We start from the raw sequence: 2,458 nt of genomic DNA, 5'->3' as shown, positions 1-2,458 counted from the left end.
CCAATAAATAATCATTGTTAAAAGTTAAGAATGTGTACTGGTCGTAATTTTAGAACAAGGTCGGCATCTGGTGGTGACCTTGTCCGGAATTACGGCCGGAAACCGGTCTAGTAGTCACTTGTAAATTGAAATCTAACTGTGAAGACGTGTTTTCTTTCGCCCTCCCACCCAAAACCCTTATCTTCAACAGGATTGTTTAATAGGTGGATGTGGAGGAGAATTGGTTCTTAAGGTGGGTTAGGGGGGATCGGTATACATAACACTACTTAGCTGAATCTAATTCCCCCCTTTCTTAAGGGGGGTTAGGGGGGATCGGTATACATAACACTACTTAGCTGAATCTAATTCCCCCCTTTCTTAAGGGGGGTTAGGGGGGATCGGTATACAGAACACTACTCAACTGAATCTAATTCCCCCCTTTATTAAGGGTTCTGTATACATAACACTACTCAGCTGAATCTAATTCCCCCCTTTCTTAAGGGATCGGTATACATAACACTACTCAACTGAATCTAATTCCCCCCTTTCTTAAGGGGGGTTAGGGGGGATCGGTGTACATAACACTACTCAGCCATGATTCATAAGCTGATAGCTGAGTGCGCAGCCTGCTGATAGCTTTGTTTAATTGGCTTGGGCACTCTCAGTTGGCTTTTCAGTTTCCTGGCTGGAGGTTTTTGGTGGTACAATAGTTCCACCAACAATCTTGTCGCAAGTGCCTTCAGGAACGTAGATCCACTCTTCGGGATCGCTATCTACCGCAGCCATCCCGCCGCAATCATGCTTGCTGGTGCCACAATCGTTCATCCCCTCCTTAACGATACCAGCACATTTTTCCATTCCTGGCTTCCCGGCCAAGGCGTTTTCAGATGCTACACCTAAACCTAGAGCCAAGACACTAGTCAAGGCAGCGCTTACCATTACAGTTTTTTTGATATCTTTCATCACAGAACTCTCCCGAATATCAGAACTGACTCGTAAGTCCGTAGACAGAATTAAACTAAAACAGTGTTGGTTTAATTCCACTCTATTTAATTATTATTTAAGGTATTTAATCTAACTTAACTGAGTCTTTGAAAAGGATGAGATAACCCTGAGAAAGTTGTTAAAATGGGATAGGACATTGTCAACATCAGCTATCAGCTATCAGCTATCAGTTTTTTGATGTAAATCTATCACTCCCGGAAGTGTGGGGAGGGTGAATCGACCCAAAGCTAAGACAGAGCTTTGTAGTTAGTCCAGTAAGGGTTCAACCGTAATAATAGTTTCCTAGTAAGCGTGAGGTACATCTGAAGTTTCTGCCCTGCTCCGAAGTCCCTGCTCCGAAGTCCCTGCTCCGAAGTCCCTGCTCCGAAGTCCCTAAAACCCAGAACGAAAGTACAGCAGTCGCCAGGGCAGTTAGGACATGACAAAAGTCTCACACCCTTTGTAAGCGCAAGAGTTTGACTTCTGACTTCTGACTTCTGCTATACCTCACCTAATTTAAAACTGCTATATGTGGCAACCACTAAAACAACAACTATGGGAATGGCGCGGTGTTCTAATTACTACACCGGTGGTGGCTGGAATTGCGATCGCTTTCAGGCTACTCGGCTGGTTACAGCCTTACGAACTAGCTGCTCTCGACCAATACTTTTGTTGGCGTCCGAAGGAACCTACGGATGAACGGATTGTGATTGTGGCTATGACTGAGGCAGATTTAAAGCGTGCTGGACGGTGGCCAATCACTGATCGGATGCTTGCCCAAGTTTTAGAGAAAATCAACGCTCAAAACCCTGCAGCCATTGGTCTTGACCTGTATCGGGATTTTCCGGTTGAACCTGGTCATGCTGACTTACTCAGGGTGTTTGAAACCACACCTAACTTAGTTGCTATCGAATACATCGATCAACAAAACCCTAACAATGCGGTGCCTCCTCCACGGATTCTCAGTGAACGTGGTCTAGTGGGTGCCAATAATGTCGTAAACGATACGGATGGTATCCTGCGGCGCAGCTTACTTTCTCTGAAGGTAAATGATCGCCTACAGCCCTCCTTTAGTATGCTCCTAGCGGGGATTTATCTAGAGTCAAAAAACCTTTTTCCTGAACCATTACAGCAAGATCCCAGAATTTTCCAGTGGGGCAAGGCCATGTTTCGCCCTTTGGCCAGCAATGACGGTGGTTATGTGGGAATCGATCATGGCGGTTACCAGATTTTCTTGAACTATCGCGGACCAGCGGGAACCTTCCGCATGGTAACCATGACCGACGTTTTGGAAGATAACATTCCAGATCACTTGATCAATGATTCCATCGTTTTAATTGGTGCAACTGCGGTTAGTTTAAATGACTTTTTCTACACCCCCTACAGTAATGACACTACCATCCGGGAGTCAACGGCTGGGGTGGAAGTCCAAGCTAACATGGTCAGCCAAATTATTAGTGCTGTAGAAGATGGTCGTCCCTTGCTCAAAACCTGA

2 protein-coding genes are annotated in these 2,458 nt (G+C 45.4%); one reads left to right on the top strand and one right to left on the bottom strand.

The annotated features are described in order from the left end of the window. Positions 1 to 621: 621 nt before the first annotated feature. On the bottom strand, positions 622 to 1,023 hold the full coding sequence (locus tag F6K20_RS34100) for a BufA1 family periplasmic bufferin-type metallophore (RefSeq protein ID WP_287255154.1): 402 nt from the start codon (positions 1,021 to 1,023) through the stop codon (positions 622 to 624). Positions 1,024 to 1,492: 469 nt separating this feature from the next. Between F6K20_RS34100 and F6K20_RS34095 the strand changes: the two genes are divergently transcribed. Continuing rightward, positions 1,493 to 2,458, top strand: a complete 966-nt coding sequence (locus F6K20_RS34095; protein ID WP_287297736.1) for a CHASE2 domain-containing protein — start codon at positions 1,493 to 1,495, stop codon at positions 2,456 to 2,458.

The sequence above is a fragment of the Moorena sp. SIO2C4 genome (assembly GCF_010672485.1).
In the GTDB taxonomy this organism is placed as follows: Bacteria; Cyanobacteriota; Cyanobacteriia; order Cyanobacteriales; family Coleofasciculaceae; genus Moorena; species Moorena producens.
The sequence above is the reverse complement of the archived record's forward strand: the minus strand, read 5'-3'. Positions and strand labels throughout refer to the sequence as shown.